At 67.5% G+C, this 16,569-nt stretch carries 21 protein-coding genes and 2 pseudogenes; 9 read left to right on the top strand and 14 right to left on the bottom strand.

From position 1 onward, the window contains the following. Positions 1 to 52 precede the first annotated feature (52 nt). The gene (gene thyX, locus ABIC28_RS05460) at positions 53 to 805 is read right to left on the bottom strand and encodes an FAD-dependent thymidylate synthase (protein ID WP_354577853.1); all 753 of its coding nucleotides are present in this window, start codon (positions 803 to 805) and stop codon (positions 53 to 55) included. Positions 806 to 971: 166 nt separating this feature from the next. On the opposite strand from thyX, the gene ABIC28_RS05455 reads away from it, so the two are divergent. From ABIC28_RS05455 to ABIC28_RS05445, 3 genes are all read left to right on the top strand, one after another. Next, on the top strand, positions 972 to 1,778 hold the full coding sequence (locus tag ABIC28_RS05455; RefSeq protein ID WP_354577851.1) for a tyrosine-protein phosphatase: 807 nt from the start codon (positions 972 to 974) through the stop codon (positions 1,776 to 1,778). A 47-nt stretch (positions 1,779 to 1,825) separates the two neighbouring features. Next, entirely contained in the window at positions 1,826 to 2,302 is a 477-nt protein-coding gene (locus ABIC28_RS05450) for a toxin-antitoxin system HicB family antitoxin (RefSeq protein ID WP_097211183.1), read from the top strand. Between the two features lie 89 nt (positions 2,303 to 2,391). Further along, on the top strand, positions 2,392 to 2,826 hold the full coding sequence (locus ABIC28_RS05445) for an SRPBCC family protein (RefSeq protein ID WP_097211330.1): 435 nt from the start codon (positions 2,392 to 2,394) through the stop codon (positions 2,824 to 2,826). Positions 2,827 to 2,853: 27 nt separating this feature from the next. On the opposite strand, the gene ABIC28_RS05440 is transcribed toward ABIC28_RS05445, so the two are convergent. Further along, positions 2,854 to 4,074, bottom strand: coding sequence for a winged helix-turn-helix domain-containing protein (locus tag ABIC28_RS05440; protein WP_209926095.1), 1,221 nt, complete (start codon positions 4,072 to 4,074; stop codon positions 2,854 to 2,856). A 195-nt stretch (positions 4,075 to 4,269) separates the two neighbouring features. Between ABIC28_RS05440 and ABIC28_RS05435 the strand changes: the two genes are divergently transcribed. Further along, complete coding sequence (locus tag ABIC28_RS05435; RefSeq protein ID WP_097211181.1) at positions 4,270 to 4,788, top strand: DUF2231 domain-containing protein; 519 nt, start codon at positions 4,270 to 4,272, stop codon at positions 4,786 to 4,788. A 135-nt stretch (positions 4,789 to 4,923) separates the two neighbouring features. Here ABIC28_RS05435 and ABIC28_RS05430 read toward each other — a convergent pair. Both ABIC28_RS05430 and ABIC28_RS05425 read right to left on the bottom strand, forming a co-directional pair. Next, positions 4,924 to 5,148, bottom strand: a pseudogene (locus ABIC28_RS05430) (glutathione-dependent formaldehyde dehydrogenase); the annotation flags it as partial. A 161-nt stretch (positions 5,149 to 5,309) separates the two neighbouring features. Then, positions 5,310 to 5,642: a MerR family transcriptional regulator gene (locus ABIC28_RS05425; RefSeq protein WP_097211180.1), complete on the bottom strand. Its 333-nt coding sequence runs from the start codon at positions 5,640 to 5,642 to the stop codon at positions 5,310 to 5,312. A gap of 393 nt (positions 5,643 to 6,035) precedes the next feature. On the opposite strand from ABIC28_RS05425, the gene ABIC28_RS05420 reads away from it, so the two are divergent. From ABIC28_RS05420 to ABIC28_RS05405, 4 genes and pseudogenes are all read left to right on the top strand, one after another. Then, positions 6,036 to 6,482 (top strand): STAS domain-containing protein, encoded by a 447-nt coding sequence (locus ABIC28_RS05420; RefSeq protein WP_097211179.1) that lies wholly within the window; start codon positions 6,036 to 6,038, stop codon positions 6,480 to 6,482. 21 nt (positions 6,483 to 6,503) lie between these two features. Continuing rightward, positions 6,504 to 6,686, top strand: coding sequence for a hypothetical protein (locus tag ABIC28_RS05415; RefSeq protein ID WP_097211178.1), 183 nt, complete (start codon positions 6,504 to 6,506; stop codon positions 6,684 to 6,686). A gap of 216 nt (positions 6,687 to 6,902) precedes the next feature. Then, positions 6,903 to 7,436, top strand: a complete 534-nt coding sequence (locus ABIC28_RS05410; protein ID WP_257017337.1) for a phosphodiesterase — start codon at positions 6,903 to 6,905, stop codon at positions 7,434 to 7,436. 506 nt (positions 7,437 to 7,942) lie between these two features. Then, positions 7,943 to 8,360: pseudogene (locus tag ABIC28_RS05405) on the top strand (Hsp20/alpha crystallin family protein). 522 nt (positions 8,361 to 8,882) lie between these two features. Here ABIC28_RS05405 and ABIC28_RS05400 read toward each other — a convergent pair. The 7 genes from ABIC28_RS05400 to ABIC28_RS05370 form a co-directional block, all read right to left on the bottom strand. Next, positions 8,883 to 9,518 carry a superoxide dismutase family protein gene (locus tag ABIC28_RS05400; RefSeq protein WP_354577846.1) on the bottom strand — a complete coding sequence of 212 codons (636 nt, stop codon included), beginning with the start codon at positions 9,516 to 9,518 and terminating at the stop codon, positions 8,883 to 8,885. A gap of 46 nt (positions 9,519 to 9,564) precedes the next feature. Next, positions 9,565 to 10,713, bottom strand: coding sequence for a carboxylate-amine ligase (locus tag ABIC28_RS05395; RefSeq protein WP_097211175.1), 1,149 nt, complete (start codon positions 10,711 to 10,713; stop codon positions 9,565 to 9,567). An 81-nt stretch (positions 10,714 to 10,794) separates the two neighbouring features. Continuing rightward, on the bottom strand, positions 10,795 to 11,277 hold the full coding sequence (locus tag ABIC28_RS05390; protein WP_097211174.1) for a CinA family protein: 483 nt from the start codon (positions 11,275 to 11,277) through the stop codon (positions 10,795 to 10,797). Further along, positions 11,267 to 11,776: a flavodoxin family protein gene (locus ABIC28_RS05385; RefSeq protein WP_097211173.1), complete on the bottom strand. Its 510-nt coding sequence runs from the start codon at positions 11,774 to 11,776 to the stop codon at positions 11,267 to 11,269. Before ABIC28_RS05385 ends, ABIC28_RS05390 begins: the two co-directional genes overlap by 11 nt. 40 nt (positions 11,777 to 11,816) lie before the next feature. Beyond that, the gene (locus ABIC28_RS05380; RefSeq protein WP_097211172.1) at positions 11,817 to 12,287 is read right to left on the bottom strand and encodes a hypothetical protein; all 471 of its coding nucleotides are present in this window, start codon (positions 12,285 to 12,287) and stop codon (positions 11,817 to 11,819) included. Continuing rightward, positions 12,284 to 13,027, bottom strand: coding sequence for a 4-hydroxy-tetrahydrodipicolinate reductase (gene dapB, locus ABIC28_RS05375; RefSeq protein ID WP_097211328.1), 744 nt, complete (start codon positions 13,025 to 13,027; stop codon positions 12,284 to 12,286). The genes ABIC28_RS05380 and dapB overlap by 4 nt, the downstream gene beginning before the upstream one ends. A gap of 79 nt (positions 13,028 to 13,106) precedes the next feature. Beyond that, a complete protein-coding gene (locus ABIC28_RS05370; protein WP_097211171.1) occupies positions 13,107 to 13,556 on the bottom strand; it encodes an SgcJ/EcaC family oxidoreductase in 450 nt (149 codons plus the stop codon). A gap of 91 nt (positions 13,557 to 13,647) precedes the next feature. Here ABIC28_RS05370 and ABIC28_RS05365 point away from each other — a divergent pair, with 91 nt between their 5' ends. Next, positions 13,648 to 14,151, top strand: coding sequence for a MarR family winged helix-turn-helix transcriptional regulator (locus ABIC28_RS05365; protein WP_354577841.1), 504 nt, complete (start codon positions 13,648 to 13,650; stop codon positions 14,149 to 14,151). On the opposite strand, the gene ABIC28_RS05360 is transcribed toward ABIC28_RS05365, so the two are convergent. Genes ABIC28_RS05360 through ABIC28_RS05350 form a run of 3 tightly spaced genes read right to left on the bottom strand, consistent with a single transcriptional unit; the run spans position 14,099 to position 16,569 of the window. Continuing rightward, positions 14,099 to 15,022: an esterase/lipase family protein gene (locus ABIC28_RS05360; protein WP_354577839.1), complete on the bottom strand. Its 924-nt coding sequence runs from the start codon at positions 15,020 to 15,022 to the stop codon at positions 14,099 to 14,101. The genes ABIC28_RS05365 and ABIC28_RS05360 overlap by 53 nt on opposite strands. A gap of 58 nt (positions 15,023 to 15,080) precedes the next feature. Continuing rightward, a complete protein-coding gene (locus ABIC28_RS05355; RefSeq protein WP_097211168.1) occupies positions 15,081 to 16,187 on the bottom strand; it encodes an alcohol dehydrogenase catalytic domain-containing protein in 1,107 nt (368 codons plus the stop codon). A gap of 4 nt (positions 16,188 to 16,191) precedes the next feature. After that, positions 16,192 to 16,569 (bottom strand): VanZ family protein, encoded by a 378-nt coding sequence (locus ABIC28_RS05350; RefSeq protein WP_257017334.1) that lies wholly within the window; start codon positions 16,567 to 16,569, stop codon positions 16,192 to 16,194.

Here is a 16,569-nt window from a genome sequence, read left to right as displayed (position 1 = left end):
CGGTGGGCAGGTGAAGATTGAACACCGCAGTGCCCGTGCCGAATCGCCCCGCTCAGTCGCGGTTGTCGAACTCGCTCACCGCGACCTCGGTGCCGTCCGGCAGTGTCGCGATCTCGAAGTCTCCGAACACATTCGGTGCTGCCTCCGTGAGCTGACGAAGGCATTCGATTGCCAGGCTGCGAATCTCCACGTCGGCATGCTCGGAGGCACGCATCGCGATGAAATGCCGCCACGCCCGGTAGTTGCCGGTGACGACCACCCGGGTCTCGGTCGCATTGGGCAGCACGGACCTCGCCGCCTGCCGCGCCAGGCGCGCCCGCAGCGACCCGTTCGGGACGTGCGCGAGCTTGGTCTCGAGCGCCTCGAGCAGTTCCACGTAGGCGGCGCGGCTGGCATCGGTCGCCGCCACGAACAGCGCTTCGAGTTCGGGGTCGCCGACCACGGCGGGCGGCACCACGACGTTCGCGTCCCGCTCGGTGACCGATCGCTGCGAGAGCTGCGAGTACGACAGGTGCCGATGCCGGATCAGCTCGTGCGTGCAGGAGCGCGAGATCCCCGTGATGTAGAAGCTCACGCTGCCGTGTTCGAGGACCGACAGGTGCCCGACCTCGAGCAGGTGACGCAGGTAGCCGGCGTTGGTCGCGGTTCTCGGGTTCGGCTTCGACCAGCTCTGATAGCAGGCCCGACCGGCGAACTCGACGAGCGCCTCGCCGCCGTCGGCATCGGTCTCCCACGGCACGTCCGCCGGTGGGGCGAACTCCGTCTTCGCGATGAGTTGCACATTCAGGGACACCGCTTGCCGCACTGCGTTCCTTCCTTGTCCTGCTCGTCCTGCTGAGTCCTGCTCGCCGAATCACCGCACCCTATCGGCGCGACTCCTCGCGTTCACCTGAACGGTGTACCAACTCCTGTGTCCGAACGTCTTGGATCACCGCGCCGTGATCCGCGCCGACCCCCCATGGAGACACCTCGTGGCCCTCACCCCGAACCGTGCCCGCGTCCTGCGCGCGGCCGCCGCCCTCGCCATCGGAACCTCGATCTTCGTCGGTTCCGCCGCAGGCACCGCACTCGCCGCGGCGCCGGCGGCCGTCGAGCAGTCGACCTTCGACCGGTCTCTGCACCTCGACGGCGCCAAGAACGCCCGCGACGTCGGCGGATACACCACCGTCGACGGCCGCACGGTCAAGACCGGGCTCGTCTTCCGCACCGATGCGCTGAACAAGCTGTCCCCCGCCGACCTCGCCAGGCTCGAGGGCCGCAACGTCAAGGCCGTCGACGACCTGCGCACCGTCTACGAGCGGGCCCTGCAGCCCGACCTCGTACCCGCAGGCGCCAAGGCCAACTGGTACGACGTGCTCGGCGCCTCACCCGTCACCACGCTGGTCGACCTGAACTCGGCGTACCGCGCCTTCATCACCGGCCCCGGTGCCAACCAGGCCTTCGCCGCCGTGCTCCGCGACATCCGCGACACCGACGGCGCGGTACTCTTCCACTGCAGCGCGGGCAAGGACCGGACCGGCTGGACCGCGGCGGTGCTGCTGACGATCCTCGGTGTCGACCGCGCGACGGTGAACGCCGACTTCATGCTCAGCAACGTCTACCGCGGGGTCGACGCAACCAGCCCCACCGCGATGCTCGACGGCGTCAAGCAGGAATGGCTCGACAGCGCCTTCGCCACCGCCGACGAGCGGTACGGCAGCTTCGACAACTACGTGTACCAGGGCCTCGGTCTGACCGACGCCGACATCGCCGCACTCAAGGCGAAGCTGCTCGCCTGACGCCATGGCATCTTGACCGACGTCAACAATGGCGTCACACTGACGTCATGGAACTGTCGGAGTACACCACCACCCTGCGTGACGACCTGATCGCGGCGGCCGCCCTCGGCGACGAGAACACCAAGAGGATCGCCGAGGCGCTGGCCGTCGCGGCCGAGAACTCGGCGCGATTGATGCTGCTGTCCGCGCTCTCCGACCTGGCGGCGGAGGTGTCGACCGCGCTCGGCGACCGGACGGTGCACGTGCGACTCGACGGCGATCGAACGCATGTCGAGGTGGCTCGCCGTGCGCGGCCCGGATCCGGCCCGCGCGGCGAGAGCACGACGAGCGACTACATCAATGACGCCGTTGATGACGTCACCGGTGACATCTCCCGGGTGACCCTGCGCCTGGTGGATCAGATGAAGTCACGCGCGGAGGAGGCGGCATCCGAGAACGGGATGTCACTGAATTCCTGGGTGTCGCAGGCCGTCCAGGGCGCGCTCCGGGACCAGGTGCGCAAGGGCAGGCGTACGGAGGAATGACCTGGACGCGCGTCCGCAACCCAGGACGGTCCCGGAGTGATGTAATGACGCACTGAGTTTGGACGCAATCGCATTAAGGGGTGGGCTCGATGGCCGTGTCAGGCAACAAGGAATTCCACATCAAGGCCGATCCGGCCAAGGTGATGGAGGCGATCGTCGCGGTGGAGCGAGTACCGGAGTGGTCGTCCTCGCACAAGTCGGTGATCGTCGAGAGCACCCACCCCGACGGCCGTCCGCTGCGCGTGCGCATGAAGGTCTCGGTGCTGGGCGTCAACGACGAGCAGGTCGTGGACTACCAGTGGGTCGGCGACGAGAAGGTGAGCTGGAGCCTCGTGGAGAGCGACCAGCAGAAGACCCAGGACGGCTCGTACACGCTCGTCGCGGACGGCGACGGCACGAACGTGACCTTCGATCTGACCGTCGACCTGAAGATCCCGATGCCCGGGTTCATCGTCAAGCGCGGCCAGAAGATCGCCCTCGAAACCGCCTCGAAGGGCCTGACGAAGTTCGTCGAAACCCTCTGACCGACAACCGGATCCGATCCGGCGTGATCAGACCCGATCGGCGAGCGCGGCGGCGAGATCGCCGCGCTCGCCGACCCTGACGTCCGAGAGCCCGAGCCAGTCCGCCATCTCGCGCAGCGACGAGGCCAGCGACTCCACCACGCGCCCGTCCCCGCCCTCGCCCTCGCCCTCCGCGAAGGCGCCGTGCACCTGGAGCGCGTCGGCGCCGCGATCGGCCTTCAGATCCACGCGGGCGACCAACTCGCCGTCGAGCAGGAACGGGAACACGTAGTACCCGTGCACCCGCTTGTGCTGGGGCGTGTAGATCTCGAGCCGGTAGTGGAAGTCGAAGATCCGTTCGGTTCGCGGACGGAAGAACACCAACGGGTCGAACGGGCACAGCAACGCCGCTCCGGTGATCCGACGCGGCGTCCGCGCCTCGACGTGGCGGTAGGCGGGCGCTCCCCAGCCGCGCACGGTCACCGGGACCAGAGTCCCCTCGTCCACCAGGTCCGCGATCGCGGCGGCGGCCTGGGCGCGCGAGAGCCGGTAGTAATCGCGCAGGTCCGGCTCCGTTCCGACGCCGAGTGACCGCGCGGCGCGACGGATCAGTTCGCGCACCGCGTCCGCGTCGTCGATCCGGCTGGACACGACGCCTGCCGGGAGCACCCGGTCGGCGAGGTCGTAGTGCCGGACGAAGCCGACCCGCCTGTCCACCGACAGCGCACCCGCCGCGAAGAGTTGCTCGCAGATGACCTTCGTATCGCTGCGATCCCACCACGGCCCGGCCCTGCGACCGCGGTCGATCTCGAGGTGCCGCTCGATGTCGCCCGCGCTCGCCGACCCGACAGCCGAGATCACGTCGACGACGTCGCGAATCAGGGCCGGGTTCCGCTCGAGCACCTGACGTTCCCCGGCCCAGCGACCGCCCTCGTAGGCGCGCATCCGCCAGCGCAGCAGCGGCCAGTCCCCCACCGGGATCAGCGCGGCCTCGTGGGCCCAATACTCGACCAGCGCACGGGGCTTCGCGGCGGTGTGCCGCCACGCGGCGTCGTCCAGGAGGCCCCGGTCGTAGGCGCCGATCCGGCTGAACACCGGCATGTAGTGCGCCCGTACGGCCACCGCGACCGAATCGATCTGCAGTAGCGAGGTCGTACCGACCGCCTTGAGCAGGTGCCTGCGGGTGGGCGCGGTGGTCGGGCGCGCGTCGGCGAACCCCTGCGCGGCCAGCGCGGTTCGCCTGGCGGCGGCGGCCGTCATCTCAAGCATGTCCCCACCCTGCCATCGGGGTCCGACATCAGCCCGAGAGCGAGGGGCAGATTCACCGCTGCAGACGGGATCTCAGGTTGGACAAGGGTAAGGGTCGTGAGGATTACCGAACGTCGGTGTGGGTACCCGCTGGAAGGCCAATGGTGATGTGACGGTGGCCCTGACCGGGCCGGCCCCGAACAGAAAGTCGATGTGATGAAGGTTCATGAACTCCTCGACCTGCCCGAGTCGGTCGACGCGCTGGATCGGGTCAGCGCACCTCTTCAGCAGCGTCTCGACGGACTGCTCGATCACGGTCCGACCGCCGGGTTCCTGCGCGGTTCCTGGCTGGGCCACCCGATACACCCGATGGCGGTCACCGTCCCCGTCGGCGCATGGACAGCGGCGGTCGTACTGGAGACCGTCATGCGCGACCACCACGCGGCGCGGCGCCTGATCGGTCTCGGGCTCGCCGGAGCGCCATTCGCGGTCGTGACCGGATGGGCGGATTGGGTGGAGCGTGACGAGGCAGACCGCCGGGCCGGGCTGATCCATGCGCTCGGCAATACGGCGGCGGCCACCGCGATGCTCGTCTCGTTTCGGCTGCGCAGGCGCGCACCGAGCGTCCGCGCGCAGGCCTGGAGCTGGACGGGTCTGGCGGCAGCTGCGGCCAGCGGCGCCCTCGGCGGTCACATCGCGTTCGGGTCGTCCCGCCGGGCAACGGCCTCCGAGTAGGCAGGGTGCGGGTCGACAAAGCTCCCGCGCGCGACATCAACGGGGCTGCCACGCCAGAGGGCAGCAGTCCTGCCGCCGTTACACCGGTTCCATCCCCGCTATACCGCCCGTCGCAGGCGATCGGGCACCAGATCACCCGGGCACGGCGACGGCATCGTCGGCCGGGATGTCTGCGTCCTCGACTGCCTGAAATACGGTCGGCAACACGTCCGAGAGGAATCGAATCGAGAATCTTGTGGGCCCTCGGACACCAGGACGTGGGTCGAGTCCGCGAACGGGTTTCTGGGGTACTCCGAAAAGCGCTGCCCCAGTGCCATGCTCGCGAACCTGGGTGGTCTCGCACTGTGATTGCAGTCCTCGCGCAGAATCCGATCGTTTCGGCACCACCGCACGGGAGGCCGAGTTCGGTGAGACCCTCGATGAGCGGCTCGCCCAGGAGGAGCCCAAGGACGGGTGATTTTAGGTGGCGCGCCCTGTCAGGTCGACGTCTTGCTGATGCAGTTCATGACCGTCTGGACCACTCATTTGACGCGCTCGTTGTCGACCGGCCGGGCTTCGCGCTCTGCCCGTAGGTCTGCGTTCTCGATCTCCAGTCGGAGTTTTTCGGCCTCGAGTTGCAGGATCCGCGCAATTCCCGCAAGGTTGATTCCGCCGGCGACGAGTTCGGCGATATGACGCAAGGCCATCAGGTCGTCGTCACTGTAACGCCGAGTGCCGCCCTCGGTCCGGGCCGGGGCGAGCAGTCCCCGCTGCTCGTACAGACGCAATGTCTGCGGATCGATGCCCGACAGTTCAGACGCGACCGAGATGCCGTAGACGCCCAGCCGCGAACGAGGGGTGGACTCTTGCGTCATTGCGGTACCTCCAGCGTCTGATGTCCTCTTGCACCAGGCTAGCAGCAGTGGCACCATAATCTGTGCCCGCGATAAGAGATAACTTTACACTTGAAGCTTTGATTATCCAGCGCCGCTTCCATCAGTATTGACCCGCCTGGAGGTGACGGTGATGTTGATGCCCGCAGACCAGTTTCGCGGAAGCGACCGCCTCGCTCGGCAGAAGGTGCAGAGGGTGGCTCGTCCGGCAGTGATACCAGCGGACATGTGGCGCACCGCGCACAGGACCTGACTCCGATCGCATTTCAGCGCTATTCGATCTCGCGGCTACTCACGCACGATCCCTGACCCTGTTCGGCTACCGATGCCTGCTTCTCGCTCTCACAGCGCGACCCGAGTGGAGGAGGTCTGGAAATGCACATTCACATTCGTCAGTACAGCCGCTTGGATGACTGTCTCTGCGAAGCACGGGGCCGAAGCCGGGGCCCTGGATCAACTGTTGTCGAAGTCGGCGGTGAACTCGACTACACGTCCGTCGAAGCTCTGCGATCGGCCCTCGAAACCGGCATCGACACAGCGGTCATGAGCCTGATACTGGATCTGACCCACACGACTTTTCTCGGGATTTCTGGTGCACAGTTGCTGGCGCGAGCGAACATCCGCGCCTCCGCCAATGGCCTCCAACTCCTTCTCGTCGCACCTGCGCGCGGTGTCGTGCGCGCGCTTGATGTGGCCGGCTTGGCGAACCAGTTCCGAATCTTCACGACGATTCAGGACGCGGTCGATGAGAACCGGCGCCTACGCCTGGCTCCAGCCGAAACGCCAGAAGTGCAACTTTTCCCAGCCCCAAGAGGGGCATGAGATCGCCCTGGCAGACTCGACCTGATCTGGTTCACGGAAGCGTGTCTGACCAATGCACTCGAGATGGATTCCTTCATCTCTGATGCCGAACGTTGCGGCGACACGGAAGTGGCCGACTTCTTCCGACGCGCGCAGGCAGACAGCAGGAAGGGCGCGGAGCAAGGCAAGCAACTGATGCTCAGCAGACTTGGCGCCACTGGCTGAGTCCTTCGGCTCCCGAACTCCGGCATGCTCGCCCGATTGCATCCCGCTTTCGCGGGTACCCGGTCTGGCATGAAGGAACTCGATGCAGTGCTAGGTGCCCCGTTCACGTTCGCCTCAGCGTTCCGCCGAGCGCGTATCTTCCACCCGCGTGGGGTGCTCACCCAGGGGCACGCGGAACTGGGAGCGCACTGGTGGCCGGTTCAAGGACGGATACCGGTGACCGCCCGACTCTCCCGGGGAATCGGTCTCCCCGGCGTGCTACCGGACATGATGGGTCTCGCAATTCGTTTACACCTGATCGGTGGGCCGTGGGACCTGCTGCTGGTGTCGGCCCAGCTGTCCACGCGGGTGGTGCTGTGGCCGGCCCGCGGCTGGTCCAGCGCAAGATACAGCAGCGTCACCGCCTATTGCGCGGAGGACGGACCTGCTACCTGGGTTTTCGCCGTGCCGGACCACGGGCAACCACGAACGGGTTCGACGTCGGCGCTGATCGACGGCGGCCCCTTGCACTTCACGCTCTCCCTGGCGACTGCCCGCGGCAAGGCGACCCCGGCGGGCCGGATCTGGCTGGACTCTCCGAGCGCAGTCGCCGACGACGCGCAGCCCGCGTTCGATCCCGTGATCAACCTCCCGCCCGAGCTGCGGATGTGGCCGGAATGGCTTGCCACCCCGCGGAGGACGGCGTACTGGGCGAGCCGAGTCGGGCGCGGCGCCGCGCTCCCCGTACCCGAAGCCGAACCGCGCGCGTAGCGCGCCCTCCCGGCACTGCTTACCGCCAGCCCGCGCGTCCGGAACAACACTCATAGAGGTCGTTCCCACACCACCGCGCCCTGCTCACTTGAGGTCGCCTCTGTGCAGTGAAGTGTCATCTTCGGGTGAGTCGTCACCGCTCGAACCGTCGATTCCCTCTTCTGCTTGCTCTCCATTGCCCACGATGTCCCCGTCCATGAAGAGGATCCCGTGTGCGACAGCCCTCCATTTCGGAATCGATCGCAGAAGAAATCCAGGTCCATGCTGAAGTGCTGGTCAAATCGCATGCTGGCCCCTCTGGATGTGCACCCGCACTCGAGGGTTCCATGGGCGTCCCGCGGCGCGTCAGCGGTATCGGGAGGGCGAGTACGCGAGAGGCTCCTGCATCTCTTGCACCAGGAAGGTGAGGAGTGCCAAAATAATCTGTGGTGGGAATAGAAGATAACCTAAGTACGTTGACACTGGTATCAACTGTTCATTTGGGAAGTTGCCTGGAGGTGACGATGATGTTGATGCGTACTGATCCCTTCCGTGACTTCGACCGGCTCGCCCAGCAGGTCTTCGGCACAGTGGCGCGTCCGGCTGTGATGCCGCTGGATGCATGGCGCGACGGCGACAGGTTCATCGCCGAATTCGACCTTCCCGGTATTGAGGCCGACTCGATCGATCTCGACGTCGAGCGAAACGTCCACCGTTCACGCGGAACGCCCAGAGTTGAGCGGGGATTGCGAACTGGTCTCCGCCGAGCGGCCCCGTGGCGTGTTCAGTCGACAGCTGTTCCTCGGCGAAACCCTGGATACCGACGGCATCGAGGCGAGCTATGAGGATGGCGTCCTGAGGTTGTCCATCCCGGTGGCGGAGAAGGCGAAGCCCCGCAAGATCGAGATCGCAGGCAAACATGAACAGAAGGTGATCGACGCCTGACAGGCGCGTTGTCCCCAACAGTCCAGGTGCTCTTGAAGTTCAGGCGAATGCGGAATCGAAACCATCGCCGCGGCTCCCCTGGCACTGCCCTGGCGGCTGGAGCCGATTTGAGCGGTGCCATACGAGGGCATTCCCAGCTTCGATCGATTCGCCACGGATGCTGCGGAATTCACTTCCCGCGCTTGGTTCTTTGCATTGTGCGCGTTCCTCGTGGTCTTCTGGGTGCCGTCGATTGCCGGTGCTACCCACGTGGCTGTTGCGCGCCGCTATCAGATTTACGCGAACCTTCTCCCGGAATGTCGGACGGGCCGTCGTGATCGAAAACCACCCGAGACCACCACTGGTCGAGGGGGCTCGATTCCGGCCAGATCACTGAGTCCTGGGCTGTCTCTGGCTGGCGTCGCTCACCCGTACGGGACGACCGATGAGTTGTACGGTCCACAACCTCGCCTCCCCATCTACCCCGCGCAGAAATACCATCGTTCGCCGGTTCGGAACCGGCACAGCGGCTTTGGCGAACCGTCACAGATCCTCGTCGATACAGGCCAGGCGGTCACCGGCCATGCCGGCCACGCCGGGACCGGTCTTGGTGCGCTGTGCGTGGAGGACGACGGAATTGGCCTCGTCGTCGCGAAACTCCCAGTTGACGGCCGTCGACGACTGCGCGTTGCCGTTCCCATCGGTGGTGACGTCGAGCCAGATCTCGTTCTGTGGGTTCGCGTAGGCAGGATCCGACGACGGCGATTCCGGGGTGGCCATCGGATCGACATCGTTCTGATAATGCGGACCCGAATCCGACGGTTCCCGCCCACACGCCCGCGTGTGCACCTGCACGCCGAAGTCGCGGTTGGGCGCGAGGCCGGTCGCGCTGAATGTGACCGTGGTGCGGCCATCCTGCTCCTCGGAGTCGACGTTCACCGACGAACCCACCGGGACGGCGGCTTCGTCGTAGGTGAAGGCATTGTCGGTGCCGCCTTCCACCGGCAAAGTGAAGCCGCCGCGGGGGGTGAGCAGGCTGGTGGTCGCCGTTTCGAGCGACGTCGGAGGCGTCTCGACTGTCGCGCTGTCGTCAGTCGATTCATCGTCGTTGCCGCACCCCGCGACGACGAGGACAGTCACGGAAGCCCCTGCAATCAAGGTCGCGCATCGTGTGTACATGACTAGGCACTACCCACAATGCGGGGTGCTGAACCACGACCGGCGCTCACCAGCGTGCGATGTCCTGAACCGTGCGGGTGACCGCGAGTTTCACGACCTGCGTGAGGTCACCGGATCGGAGCAGGGTTCGATGCTGCCAGTCGGCGCCGTTGCCGTCCTCGAGCCGGTTCGCGAGGGCCGACTTCACCCGTCGATATTCGCCGAGCTCGTCGAGCGCATCGTGTACGTGATCGAGCAGGGCTCCTACGAGGGCGGCCGGCGTCTTCGGTCTACCGGTGTGCGGGTCCAGGGCCGTTCCGGACACTCCCACCCGAGCGGCCGCCCAGCTTGCCGCGCGCAGTGTCTCGAGCGCAACCGGCGGCGCACCTGCGCCACGTTCGATCGCGCGAGTCGCAGTCATCACGAGCGCCCGGACGATGGTGGCCAGAAGCACGGCGTCATCGACCGTCGGCTGCACGTCACTGACCCGGACCTCGACCGTCGGAAGATGACTGGACGGTCGAACGTCCCAATACACCATCCGTTCATCCATGATCGTCCCGCTGTCGACCAGCATGTCGACGAGTGCCTCATAGTGTCGCCGTGAGTCGAAGTAGGGTGGCGGCCCCGACACCGGCCATCGAGACCACAGGATCCATCGCCAACTGGCGAAACCGGTGTCCAGGTCCCGGTGGATCCGTGAGTTTCCTCCGAGGGCGAGGAGAATCGGCAGCCACGGCCGCACATGGTTGCAGACCTCGATCGCCGTCTCGCGCTCCGGGACGTCCACATGGACGTGGCAACCACAGATGCCCTGCTCGAGTGCAAGCGCGCCATACCTCTCCGCCATGGCGCGATAACGATCGGAGTCGGTGACACTGATCCGCCACGGACCGATCAGGGGTGCCGCCGTGGCCACCAGCCGGCAGTCGTGGCGCAGAGCTGCGGCCGCGGCCACTGTGCGCATCCGAAGTAGGTGCGCGCGCAGTTCGCGGGCATCGTGGCAGATGGGGGTGTTCGTCTCGACCTGGCATTGGGTGAGCTCGAGTTGCAGCTCGAGTCCGAGTTCGGAAGCGCTACGGGCGACGGCAGCGTTGTCCATACGCAGCATTGCCGTGTGTGCGTCGACGAGCAGGAATTCCTCCTCGACGCCGATCGTCGGGCCACTCGAACCCTGCCGAGATGCCCGGGAACCGCTGCCCAGAATTCTGCTCATCCCCGCGACTACCCGCCCGAAAGGTCCCGGAAACGTGATCGGCGATGTTTGAAGGGACGCCTGTTCAAGCGCTGTGGTTGATCATCCGATCGCACACTGCGCCAGCAATTCCAGTGCCCGCTCCAGCGATGCCTGCACCACCTCCGCAGGTGTCCCATCGAAGCGGCTCATCTCGCAGAACTCGGCGACGGGCGAGGTCACCGCCAGCCAGACGGTGCCGGGTTCCTGCCCGTCTTGCCCCTCGGGCCCACCCGCGCCCGTCACGCTCACAGCAAGATCGGCGCCGAGCAATCGGGCGACCCCCGTGGCCATACTGCGCGCCGCGGCCTCCGATACCACCGGCCCGTCGGGCACCCCGAGCACCGACCGCTTCACGTCGCTCGAGTAGGCAACGACTCCACCACGGAACCACAACGAGGCATCCGGCGCCGCGCCGAGTGCGGCCGCCACCTGTCCCGAGGTGAGGGATTCCGCGGTAGCGACGGTCCAGCCCCGTCCGGAGACTGAGCCGGCGACCCGTTCCGCCAGATCACTGACCGAGACCGATTTCGATTCATTTCCCATCGCGACCTCCCGATCGGCGTGCCGCCTGGGCTTCCGCCAGCGTCACCGCAACGGTCGCCCCCAGCTCGTAACAGAGTTCGCGGGCGCGGGCATCGATCCCGTCGGTGACCTCCACCGTCTGCGCCACCTTCGTCAGCGCGAGCCCGGCGACGATCTTGTCCACCGACCGCACCGCCCCGGCGGTGTCGTTGTTGCCGTGCACCCACAGCCCGTACGGGCGGCCCGCGACGGCGTCGAGGCACGGGTAGTAGACGGTGTCGAAGAAATGCTTGAGCGCCCCCGACATGTAGCCGAAGTTCGCCGAGGTGCCGAAGACGTAGCCGTCCGCGGCCAGCACATCCGGGATGGTGGCCCCGAGCGCGGGCAGCGAGCGCACGGTGACCCCCTCGATCTCCGGGTCGTTGGCACCGCCCAGCACCGATTCGAGCAACTCGCGGGTGGCGGGCGAGGGCGTGTGGTGCACGACCAAAAGGGTTGGCTGCCTGCGCTCGTCCGTCACGCGGTCCAGAGTACGGCCGAGGCGGGACCGACGGTGCGGGTCAGCCCTGCTCCCGCTCGGCCTGCTCCAGCGCGACGGCCCGGCGCATGGTGTCGCGGGCCCGGCCGCGATCGCCCGCGTAGTCGTACGCCCGCGCGAGCCGGTAGGAGTTGCGCCAGTTGTCCGGATCGGCCTCCCACTCCGACTTCACCTGTGCGAAAAGCTCATCCGCGGCATCCCTGTCGATCCGACCCGAGGGCCGCCTCGGCAGCTCCGACACATCGAGCTCGAGTCCCTCGTCCGCGATGCGCTGCGCGAGGTGCTGGTGCTGGAATCCGGCACGCAGCGTCACCACCACGATCCAGACCCCCAGCACCGGCAGCAGGAGCACGCCGATGCCCAGTCCGATCGGCGCCACTCCCCCCTCCCGGATCAGGTCGAGGCCGCGCTGGCCGAGCAGCACGAAGTAGAAGCCGAGCGCGAGGACGATCGCCGCGATGGTGACGACGACCTTGGTGGTGCCGTTCTTCACAGGTCGAGCAGGGGGTCGATGCCGACGGTGAGCCCCGGACGACCCGCGATCTCCCGGACACCGAGCAGGACGCCGGGCGCGAAGGAGTTGCGGTCGATCGAATCGTGCCGGATGGTCAGCGTCTCGCCCTGGGTTCCGAGCAGGACCTCCTGGTGCGCAACGAGTCCCGCGAGGCGGACCGAGTGAACCCGGACCCCGTTCACGTCGGCGCCGCGCGCACCCTCGAGCTCGGTGGAGGTCGCGTCCGGGCTCGGCCCGCGGCCGGCCTTCTCGCGTGCCGCCGCGATCAGCGCGGCGGTGCGGTAGGCGGTGCCCGACGGGGCATCCGCCTTGTTCGGGTGGTGCAGCTCGATGACCTCGACCGAGTCGAAGAAGCGCGCTGCCTGCTCGGCGAACCGCATGGACAGCACGGCGCCGATGGCGAAGTTCGGCGCGATCAGCACGCCCACCTCGGGGTTCTCCACCAGCCAGGACTGCACGGTGGCCAGCCGTGCGTCATCGAAACCGGTGGTCCCGACGACCGCGTGGATGCGGTTGGCCACCAGGAACTCCAGGTTGCCCATCACCACGTCGGGGTGGGTGAAGTCGACCACGACCTGTGTACGGGTGTCGACGAACGTCTCGATCCGGTCGCCCTGGTCGACCTGCGCGACGAGTTCCAGATCGGGCGCGGCCTCCACTGCCTCGCATATGGCGCGGCCGACCTTGCCGCTGGCACCAAGAACACCGACCCGGATCATCGTCACTCGATTCACTCTCCGTCTATCACGTTGACTCTCGAAGGAAGCCTACGCAATCGCACCGGGGGTGCGAACGGCGCTACCGATCCGCCGCGGGCACCAGGCCGGGCGCGGTCCGGAACGAGATCCGCTCCATCAGCGGCCTGCGCTTGGTGTTGTGAAACGCCGCGATCCGCCACCGCCCGTCGGCCTCGCGGACCATCGCGTACGTCTGGACCTTGCTGAGCTTCGCGGGCGGATCGCCCTTGTAGGTGTCGCCGCGGCCGGTGACCACGGCGGCGTCCGCGCCGAGGAACCTGACGTCGAGCACCCGGTCCGCCAGGCGGGTCCCCTTGACGAACTTGTCGAACAGCACCCGATGACTCTCGACGATGTCGGCGCGGCCCCGGTAGTAGGTGCCGACATAGGTGACGTAGGTGGCGTCGTCGGTGAACTGCGCGCCGTAGGCATCGGCGTCGTGGCGCCCCCACGCGTCGACGAGCGCATCGATGACCTGATCGATCGCGGCGCGATCCTCGGTGGTGCCCATACCGTCCTCCTCCTCGTTAGACTGGAGCAGATACTGCACATGAGCATTATCTGCATACGTGCAGATATAATACTAGGAGGGATGCACGGTCATGGCAAGCGACACCGAGGCGAACCGGCACGCGATCTTCCGCGAATACCTCGACGCCGTCGGCCTCAACGGCCTTGCCGGCGCGGAAGCGGCGGGGCTGCACACCTCCGAATGGCACGCCATGAGCAGGATCGGCCTGCACGGCAGCCTGACCTCGGGTCAACTGGCGGCCGAAACCGGCCTCACCACGGGCGCCACCACCCGCCTGATCGACCGACTCGAACGCGCCGGGTACGTGCGGCGCGCGGCCGATCCCGCCGACCGGAGGCGGGTGATCATCGAACCGGTCGCGGAGGCCCTACCCGAGATCGACGAGGTGGTGGGCCCGGCCCGCCGACACCTGGCCGAGGTCCTCACCCGATACTCCCCCGAGCAGCTCGACCTGCTGTTCGATTACTTCGCGCACGCCGCGCCCGCCTTTCGCGCGGCCACCGAGGAGATCCGCGCCGCGACTATTTCCCGGAACAGCGGTCCGCGGAGAAGCTCGGGTCCAGCGCCTTCCTGACGATATAGCCGGCCGTCGGCGAGGTGGCGAGCGCGATGTGATCGGAGTGGTCCGCGGCGCACAGGTCCTGGATCCACAGATTCTCGACCGTGGCACCGGGGCCCGCGGCGAGGAAGGTCGCCTCGGGCGGCGTGGAGATCGAGTCGTTCCGGCTGGCGACAACCGTGTAGTCGATCCCGGGCATGGTGTCACCACCGGAGTTCAGTGCGGTGATCACCGGGCTGTCCACGAGCTGCTGGACCGAGGCCTTGCCCGCGACGCCCTCGGCCACACCGACCATCGGCGGGATCCGCTTCGCCAGCTCGGACATCCCGGACATCGTGGTGCCGTGGTTGGTCGCGCCAAGCGTGATCAGATTGCGCACCTTGTTGCGCGATGGATCCTCGGCGTTCGCGCCGCCCTCGAACTTGAGGAACTGGCGGGCGACCACCCCGCCCTGCGAATGCGCGACGACGTCCACCTGATCGGCGCCGGTGCTCTGCAACACCCGACCGACGAACGCACCGACCTGCCTGGCCGACGTCGGGATGTCGCCGGTCGCGTACATGCCCATCGCGCCCATCATGCTCGTCGGGTCCTTGCCGTAGTTCAGCGTGAAGACGCAGTACCCGTCCGCCGCGAGTTCGGGCGAGAGACCATCCCAGCTGTTCTGGTTGCTCATGGTGCCGTGCAACAGGACGACGGGACGCGGATGATCGGCGGTGGGCCTGCACTCCCAGAGGTTTGCGCCGGGCGGTGCCTCCGCGGGCTCGGAATCGCCGACCGACCCGGCGCCCGCCGGTCCCGCGATGGCAAACGTCAACGCGCCCAGTGTGATCAACGCTGTTCCGGCCCGACGGATCAGGGTCCAGGCGCTCGTAGGTCTTGTCACGGCTGGACAGTAACGGAGATCACAGCATCTCGCGCGCCGGAGCGGCCGGCTCGCCGGCTCAGTCGAAGACGATCACCTGACGGATCGCCCGGCCCTCGGCCAGCTCGTCCATGCCGCGATTGATGTCGTCGAGCGTGATCTGCGAGGAGATCAGCCGCTCGACGGGCAGTCGGCCCTCGCGCCACATCTGCGCGTACCTCGGGATATCCCTCGAGGGCACGGCCGATCCGAGGTAGCTGCCGACGATGGTCCTGGCCTCGGCGACCAGCAACAGCGGTGAAACCGAGGACCTGGCCTCGGGACTGGGCAGCCCGACCGTGACGGTGGTGCCGCCGGGGGCCGTCGCCGCCACCGCGGACTCGAAGGCGCGCGCGTTGCCCGCCGCCTCCACCACCAGCGATGCCCGCACGCCGCGCTCCGCCAGCTCGCCCGGGGTGTACACCTGCGTGGCGCCGAGTTCGGTTGCCACCGCGAGCTTCTCGGGCATCGCGTCGACGCCGATCACCTCGCCGAGGCCGAGCGACACCGCGGTCAATATCGCGGCCATCCCTACCCCGCCGAGGCCGACCACCATGATCGAATCCCCCGGCGCTGTCCGTGCCGCGTTCAGCACCGCGCCGCCGCCGGTCAAGACGGCGCACCCGAGCACCGCCGCGACCGCGGGTGGCACGTCGTCGCCCACCGGCACCACCGACCGGCGGTCGACCACCGCATGCGTCGCGAACCCCGACACCCCGAGATGGTGGTGCACCGGCTCGCCGTCGCGGTGCAGGCGCTCGCCCCCGCCGAGCAGTGTGCCCGCGTTGTTCGCGGCACCGCCCGCGCTGCAGGGCATCCGGCCGTCGGTCGCGCAGCCCGCACACTCACCGCAGCGCGGCAGGAAGGTCATCACCACGCGCTCGCCGACCCGGACGTCGGTGACGCCGTCGCCGACCCTCTCGACGCGGCCCGCGGCCTCGTGACCGAGCAGCATCGGCACCGGACGCACCCGGTTCCCGTCCACCACGGACAGGTCCGAGTGGCACAGGCCCGCCGCCTCGATGCGGACCAGCAGCTCGCCGGGGCCGGGCCCGTCCAGCTCGAGCTCCGAGATCGAGATGGGCCGCGACTGTGCGAACGGACGCTCCCGACCGATCTCCTCCAGCACCGCACCACGAATCCGCATGCCGCTACCTCTCCTCGTCGCGACCGCCCGTCGCCGGTCGCCCCCGTCCAGCCTGCCACGCCCGGAAGATCAACAGCCCGACTGCCACACCCACGATGTCCGCGACCCAGTCCCAGACCGACGCGCTCCGGTGGATCGGCAGCAGGCCCTGCAGAACCTCCGACGCCGCCGCGTAGAGCCCGGCCCAGACGATCACCGCCGTGACCCCGACCCCCGCGAACCGCGCGCTGTAGGCCAGTGCCGCGAACATCAGCAGGTGGGTCACCTTGTCGATGTTCGGCGGCCCGCTCGGCACCGTGGAACCGGGAGAGAACAGCATCACGAGGGTGATGAGCGTGACGACGGCCAGCGGCACAGCACGCCGCGACCGGAAAAGCGCCAC

Origin of the sequence: Rhodococcus sp. PvR044 (genome assembly GCF_040548995.1) — a bacterium.
Classification (GTDB): Bacteria; Actinomycetota; Actinomycetes; order Mycobacteriales; family Mycobacteriaceae; genus Rhodococcus_G; species Rhodococcus_G oryzae.
Note: the sequence above shows the minus strand (reverse complement) of the source record. Positions and strands in the feature narration are given on the sequence as shown.